The sequence below is a fragment of the Acidithiobacillus sulfurivorans genome, assembly GCF_018853815.1.
Classification (GTDB): domain Bacteria; phylum Pseudomonadota; class Gammaproteobacteria; order Acidithiobacillales; family Acidithiobacillaceae; genus Acidithiobacillus; species Acidithiobacillus sulfurivorans.
Genome location: NZ_JAAOMP010000096.1, coordinates 130,318 through 136,317 on the forward strand (window position 1 = coordinate 130,318; position 6,000 = coordinate 136,317).

10 protein-coding genes are annotated in these 6,000 nt (G+C 52.3%); 1 reads left to right on the forward strand and 9 read right to left on the reverse strand.

Translation table 11 applies throughout. The features are described from left to right. Window positions 1-40: 40 nt before the first annotated feature. The 9 genes from HAP95_RS08915 to HAP95_RS08955 form a co-directional block, all read right to left on the reverse strand. Complete coding sequence (locus HAP95_RS08915; RefSeq protein WP_215883899.1) at window positions 41-346, reverse strand: chorismate mutase; 306 nt, start codon at window positions 344-346, stop codon at window positions 41-43. Window positions 347-426: 80 nt separating this feature from the next. Continuing rightward, entirely contained in the window at window positions 427-1,632 is a 1,206-nt protein-coding gene (locus HAP95_RS08920; protein WP_215883900.1) for a hypothetical protein, read from the reverse strand. A gap of 82 nt (window positions 1,633-1,714) precedes the next feature. Further along, window positions 1,715-2,068 carry a nuclear transport factor 2 family protein gene (locus HAP95_RS08925; RefSeq protein ID WP_009567633.1) on the reverse strand — a complete coding sequence of 118 codons (354 nt, stop codon included), beginning with the start codon at window positions 2,066-2,068 and terminating at the stop codon, window positions 1,715-1,717. Window positions 2,069-2,138: 70 nt separating this feature from the next. Then, window positions 2,139-2,525, reverse strand: a complete 387-nt coding sequence (locus HAP95_RS08930) for a VOC family protein (protein ID WP_215883901.1) — start codon at window positions 2,523-2,525, stop codon at window positions 2,139-2,141. An 86-nt stretch (window positions 2,526-2,611) separates the two neighbouring features. Further along, entirely contained in the window at window positions 2,612-3,172 is a 561-nt protein-coding gene (locus HAP95_RS08935) for an NADPH-dependent FMN reductase (protein ID WP_215883902.1), read from the reverse strand. Between the two features lie 70 nt (window positions 3,173-3,242). Next, window positions 3,243-3,635, reverse strand: a complete 393-nt coding sequence (locus HAP95_RS08940; protein ID WP_215883903.1) for a carboxymuconolactone decarboxylase family protein — start codon at window positions 3,633-3,635, stop codon at window positions 3,243-3,245. A 423-nt stretch (window positions 3,636-4,058) separates the two neighbouring features. After that, on the reverse strand, window positions 4,059-4,658 hold the full coding sequence (locus HAP95_RS08945; protein ID WP_215883904.1) for a hypothetical protein: 600 nt from the start codon (window positions 4,656-4,658) through the stop codon (window positions 4,059-4,061). A gap of 80 nt (window positions 4,659-4,738) precedes the next feature. Continuing rightward, window positions 4,739-5,119 carry a nuclear transport factor 2 family protein gene (locus tag HAP95_RS08950; protein ID WP_215883905.1) on the reverse strand — a complete coding sequence of 127 codons (381 nt, stop codon included), beginning with the start codon at window positions 5,117-5,119 and terminating at the stop codon, window positions 4,739-4,741. A gap of 71 nt (window positions 5,120-5,190) precedes the next feature. Continuing rightward, window positions 5,191-5,625: an SRPBCC domain-containing protein gene (locus HAP95_RS08955; RefSeq protein ID WP_215883906.1), complete on the reverse strand. Its 435-nt coding sequence runs from the start codon at window positions 5,623-5,625 to the stop codon at window positions 5,191-5,193. A 104-nt stretch (window positions 5,626-5,729) separates the two neighbouring features. Here HAP95_RS08955 and HAP95_RS08960 point away from each other — a divergent pair. Further along, window positions 5,730-6,000, forward strand: a 271-nt coding sequence (locus tag HAP95_RS08960) for a hypothetical protein (protein ID WP_215883907.1), incomplete at its 3' end; no start/stop codon positions are given.

Consider the following 6,000-nt stretch of genomic DNA (forward strand, 5'->3'; position numbering starts at 1 on the left):
GGGGCGCGCCGCTTTTGGCGCGTCTCTCTCGAACGCAATGTTAGGATTTGGTATTGAGTGCTGCATGTTCATTCAACTCCGCATTAATGAAACCCGAAATCATTGCACGGTATACCAGCTCTGTAACCGAGGGGTTTGCGCCCAACTCTTGCGATAGTGCCGTGACCTTGGCAATAACCTGTTCGACGCGTTGAGGTGCCTTTACGTCATCCGTGGTTTTCTTGAACCGAGCCGCTTGCTTCACAAAGCCTCCACGTTCAGCCAAAAGGGCGACAATCTGACGGTCAATGCGGTCGATGTTCGAACGGACTTCTTCAATGGAAGTGCAATTGACGGCGTTACTCAAGATGTACTCCTTTTGTAAACCCTAACGTTTGACTTAAGCGGCCTGCCGTAGGCAGGTCCGCTTGAAGGAAGGGTCAGATTTCACTGCGCTTCGTCAGCAATGGTCTCGAAGCGACGAGAAATGTGATCATCAGCCAATGCCACCTTGACGCGTGCCGACTTTCGCAGGGATTCCAGCTCTTTTGCGAGTGAGCGTTTGGCCTCCTTGAGAATTTCTTTCGCGAGAGGCGCGCCTACGTTGCTATAGAAAACTTTGCGGTTGTAGCCCGCGCCATAGCCGCCAGATTCGCCGACGTAGCACAGCACGAGCCATTCCAAATACTCTGACAGCAGCTCATCCGGTACATGTTCGAGCCCGCCCAGTTCTTGGAGATTGCGAAGTAACTCTCCGTGCTCGGCGTTCTTGCGCCACTGGTAGCCCACCTGCTTCATGTGATTTAGGTACGCCGCAAAAAGCTCCTTGACTTGGCTCTTGCGAAGATAGGGGAAGAGCCCGGCAGCCAGCGCAACGCGAGCAACTCGTAGTTCGGGCGCCTTCTTTCCGATCTGTTCAACAAGTTCCTTCGATGCGTCGATCAGCACCTGCGTGCTGGTAAGTGGGCGCAGGGAGAAGAGCGCGTTGAACGAGTTCTGTTGGACGATGTCAGGTTGTGCCTTGTTCAGCGCAGCGCTGATCAAAAATTTGAATATCTCGTGCTGGCGTGGCTGCGGTGCATGTTTGTACTCTTCTGTAAGGCTCTCGTTGAGCGCCGCCGCAGAGGGTTGCTCGACTATCTGCTTGACATCAGTAAGTTTGATTAGATGAAGCGGGTCTTTGGACAGTACGACGTCAATGCAAGTGGCAAAAATGTACACGCAGTCTTCAATTCCAGCCTCGTACTCATCGTCTTCGTGCTCTAGGTCCTTTCGAATGTCATACGCCCGAAGAAGCCGCTTGTATTCGGGACGTGACAGGATTCCCATTCGGTAGGACAGTTCTATTAGCCGAAGAACCGAATAGTCTTCGACGTCATCGGCTCGCGTAATAGGCGGCAGCTTGTGCTGCTTGGCGGCTTCGGCAGCGAGGTCCACGCCCGCAACGACCACCTTTTCGCGCAGGTCATGGATGCTTGCGTTGAAGATCCTTTGGCATGCGCTGCTTGGGTCTGTAGACAGAAGTTTTTGAACCCGCTGAACGAGTTGCTTTCCCTTCCAGTGCGGGCGGATACGCTCCATCCATGCTGAAACACCCGCCGCTTCGACTAATTCCGCGTTCGGATTGATGACCACAAGGCTGTTCTTCGACATAGTTGTGCGACCTAGGTGTTGTGAAATATAACGTGGAGCTAAGGGGCGCGCCGCTTTTGGCGCGTCCCGCTTGAGCGCAGGGTTAGAGGTAATGTGCATATGCCCTTGTAACCTTGCCATCTTGGTTAAAATGAAACACCTCTGCGGATGAGCCACGGACACCATTGTAGTAGAGGGTGATACTGTTAACGCCGACAAGCGTGGCAACCAACTCAAAATGAAGATTCGGAACCAATTGAAGAGCTTTAGCCCAATAGGAACCTACTGCTTTCTTGCCCTTTAATGTTCCTGACGGTTCGCCAGCCACCTTGATGATTACAGGTGACGACATTTCAAAATCGTCGGTGTAATGCGATAGAACACGAACAAGGTCATGTTTGTTCCAGGAATCTATCCAATCAGCCGCAAAATGGTCAGCGAATACCTTGTCGATCATGATTACCTCTAACGTTGAAGGTAAGGGGCGCGCTTTAGCGCGTCCCGCTTGACCGCAGTGTTAGGCATGTTTATTCGGGAGAGTGACATACAGCCTCTATGTTGTGACCGTCAGGGTCAAGTACAAATGCGCCGTAATAATTTGGGTGATAGTGCGGACGCAAGCCAGGTGCGCCATTGTCACGCCCGCCCGCTGCAATAGCAGTTTTATAAAAGGCATCAACCAGTGAGCGCGTAGCGACACGGAATGCAACATGAATAGGCGGATTGTTTGGCGTGCCTTTGCTTACCCAGAAGTCGGGTTTTGGTGGCTCACCAAAACCAGCTACATCGACGTGCCCAGTTATTGATGCTGGGAATTCTGCGAGCAGACCGTACCCTATAGCAGCGAGTGCCGTGGAGTAGAACGCTTTGCTCTTGTTGAAATTGCTGGCAATGATTCCCGTGTGGTCGATCATGTGTGACTCCAAATGCCTAACGCAAAAGTAAGGGGCTGCGCGCTTTTGCGCAGTCCCACTTGACTGCCGGGTTGGGCATCATTCTTTCAGGCTCCGATGGGCAAGTTTACCGTAACTTCAATGCGTGCGGCAACAACAGCGGCACGCAATACAAAAAGTGCCGCCAGAAGCGAGGCAGAGATCTTGGGGTGAAGAACGATTCCATCTTCGCTGAGACTGGAGCCAAGGATTGGAACTGTGATCGAGGCTTCATCAACGATACACGCGGACATCATGGTCACTGTTTCTCTCAATGCGGCCTGAGCATGCACAGCTCTTGGCGAAGCGTTTAGTAGCGCGACTGGTTTGTGAACGAACGCCTCACAGCCAACCATCCAGTCGAGAGCGTTTTTCATGGCCCCGGTAACGCCGTGTGCATACTCCGGACTTGCTATGAGCAGTGCGTCGACGGAAAGGATTTGTGTACGCAGCTCTGCAACCGGTGGAGGATTACTGGCCTCGATGTCGGGATTGAACAGAGGTAGATCGCCAAGGCCACGATAGAGTACTACGCTGATGTCGGCGGGCGCCAAACGAGCGACAGCACGAAGCAGCGCGGAATTTAGAGAGGCAGCGCGAAGACTGCCAGAGATAGCGAGGATTTTCATGATGCCCAACGTAAAGTTGAGGGGCGCGCCGCTTTTGGCGCGTCCCTCTCGAACGCAATGTTAGGAGTGGTCAATTTGATTGCCCCGCCTTGTCACGCTCCGCAAAGACCTCTTTGGCCGCAAGGGTGCCATTCAACGCGGCCGGGAACCCTGCATACACCGCCATTTGAATCATGACTTCAATGATTTCTTGTCTTGTGCAACCGACATTGAGCGCACCATGAATGTGAACCTTTAGTTGTGGCTGCGCGTTCCCCAAAGCGGTTAATGCAGCAACGGTTGCAATTTCACGCTCTTTTAGTGAAAGAACACCGCGTGAATACACATCGCCAAATGGAAACTCAATGGTGTAGCGGGCGAGGTCGGGGGAAGTGTCTTTGAGTGCCTCAATTACTCGCTCTCCAGCATGACCATCAATTTCCTTGAGCTTCTCCCAGCCACGGGCATAACGATCTGATTCCACAATAGGCTCCTGTTTAGGTGTGATGTTGTTCTGGAATGGAGGCGCAGTGGCGCAACCTGCAAGGGACAGTTAAGAGTATTCCACCGAGAAAGTGATTCATGGAGACTCCTAACGTAAAGTTGAGGGGCGCGCCGCTTTTGGCGCGTCCCTCTCGAACGCCATGTTAGCCATTTTTCGGCGTGATACTTTCAACCACCTCAACCCCAAGAATGTTTCTCAGCGGTATAAGTGCTTGGGGGAATGCTGATTCCAGCACAAGTAATGCTCTTGCGTTTTGTGGACGCGCTTCGGTGAGCAGTACTGCCTCCATTACAGCGCGGTACTTAACGCATTGGAATAGACCTCTGACAATGTCAGCTTCCGCCGATATGGCAGACTTAACCTCCGCAGCTACCCAAACGGCTTTGCCGTTGAACGAAACATCTAGGCTATCGCCAGACGGCAATGGATATTCAGTGACACCGGCCTGAGTGTTTGAATTAAGCCCGATGGCTTTCGGATTCCGCGCGACATACTCTTTGAGTGCTTTGTGATCCTCGCTCTCGCCCCCACCGAAGCCCCCAGTGGCTTTTGTAACAATGGGCGAAAGTCGGACGTTGTTGGTTCAAGTGCAAGAGCCTTGAGGACTGCTTCCCATCTGGGATAGGAGAAAATATGCTGAAGTTCTGCCTCAACGATTGCTCGTTTCTGTCGAAGCGGTAGCGCTGCGAAATCTTCTTTCTTTACAAGAAACCAACCGATGCCCTCTCCAGGCAGACCGGTGCTTTTGTTGACAACAAGACATTGAATCGGTGGAACCTTAGCCTTCCATGCCTTCGAGAGAAGTTCCAGAGATTGCCCGATGCTTCCAAGCACATAGTTGAGGTTGCGCGGATTGGGCATTCCCAGCTCTTCAGCGAGATCGGAATAGAACACGGGGGCACCAGCCTGTGCTTGTCGAACAAGCAAGGGGAGCGCGGCGCGAGCACGCACCTGATATGCCTTGTCACCCGAGATTGGTTCTGAAATTGTGGCAGTGCTCATGATGCCCTCTGAATGGCTAACGTTTGAATTCAGCGGACGGCAAAAAGCGCAGCTTTTTGACGGTCCGCTGGAATAAATTGTTATGCCGCAATTAATGTCCCCTGATGAAAGACAATCAGCCAAACACCACTGCTATAGCTCCAAATTGTCGAACGTTGGCTTAGGCGACCCGCTTGATCTAGTTGATATGTTGCCAGGTAGAGGTTAGGCGAAAGCTCCTGGCATGCAAAGTCTGTTACCAGACAGGACTCTGAAACAGGCTTGGCGTGCCGGTTTTCCAGTGTGTCAAGGACAAATGACTTGCTGTACCTGCGGCCAGAAGCACCGATTTCCCAGAACTCAGGTGCGACCATCGCTTCAAAGTCAGCGCGAGATGTACCAAATTCTGGACGATGAAAGATAGGCTCTCGTGCAGCGAGTTCTTCAGTGGCTTGCCCAATGGAGAGCTTAGAGTCTTTCATGCAGCATAACGTTTGAATTCACCGGCCTGCGCGGCTTTTCGCGCAGGTCCGGTGGAATGATGGGTTTGGCGTCATGGTTTCTCGGCTTCTCGTTTGATCGCTTCATTCATGGCGACAAACCCTTGCTTAGTGGCGCCGTTCAACGAACGCCGAAAGAAGGGCACAAGTAATCCTGAGAAAACTTCTCCTTGACGAAACGTGAGTCCACCACCTGGTTTACCTTCCAGTCGGAAATAGTGTTCACCATCGAATAGGCCAGGCAGTAAGAGCTTTCCTTTCCACCGAAGCTCGCGATTTGGTTCTACCGCGAGCACACTCGGTCTGAACTGCATGCCATTTGCGCCCGGCGGTTGGATGAAGACCTTCAGTGACTGACCAACCTCAAGGGTGCCTTCAATAGAGCGAACAAACGGGTTCCACCGGGAATGCGACGGGAAGTCGATGAGCAATGCCCAGACCCGCTCGACAGGGGCATCAATTTCGATCTGGGTTTCGAGTCGGTGCATTTTCTCTCCGTTCGTGATCATCAAGCTGCAAAAGTAAAGATGTGTCCGTTCATGACGCCCAACGTGGAGCTAACCGGCCTGCGCGGCTTTTCGCGCAGGTCCGGTTGAGCGCAGGGTTAGAGAACGGCCTGCTTCTTAACAAAATCGACAACCTCTGTGATGGCAGACGGGGAGCGCATGTCAATAAAGCGAAAGTCTTGAAACAGCGGCGGAAGCTCATCAACAGACAGGTCAATGTTAAGAACAATGAAATTCTTCTTTCCATCTCGCATCAGCTTCTGGAAGAAGTAATTGAGCTATGCTCGAAAGTGGTGTACGGGCGCGTTACAACTGGCTTGAATGAGGTGGCGTACTGTTGCTACAAAGGGTTTCCGA

Coding starts and splice junctions, on each gene's coding strand:
- HAP95_RS08930 (WP_215883901.1), bottom strand. CDS start 2,525: ATGATCGACCACACGGGAATCATTGCCAGCAATTTCAACAAGAGCAAA.
- HAP95_RS08935 (WP_215883902.1), bottom strand. CDS start 3,172: ATGAAAATCCTCGCTATCTCTGGCAGTCTTCGCGCTGCCTCTCTAAAT.
- HAP95_RS08950 (WP_215883905.1), bottom strand. CDS start 5,119: ATGAAAGACTCTAAGCTCTCCATTGGGCAAGCCACTGAAGAACTCGCT.
- HAP95_RS08925 (WP_009567633.1), bottom strand. CDS start 2,068: ATGATCGACAAGGTATTCGCTGACCATTTTGCGGCTGATTGGATAGAT.
- HAP95_RS08955 (WP_215883906.1), bottom strand. CDS start 5,625: ATGCACCGACTCGAAACCCAGATCGAAATTGATGCCCCTGTCGAGCGG.
- HAP95_RS08920 (WP_215883900.1), bottom strand. CDS start 1,632: ATGTCGAAGAACAGCCTTGTGGTCATCAATCCGAACGCGGAATTAGTC.
- HAP95_RS08945 (WP_215883904.1), bottom strand. CDS start 4,658: ATGAGCACTGCCACAATTTCAGAACCAATCTCGGGTGACAAGGCATAT.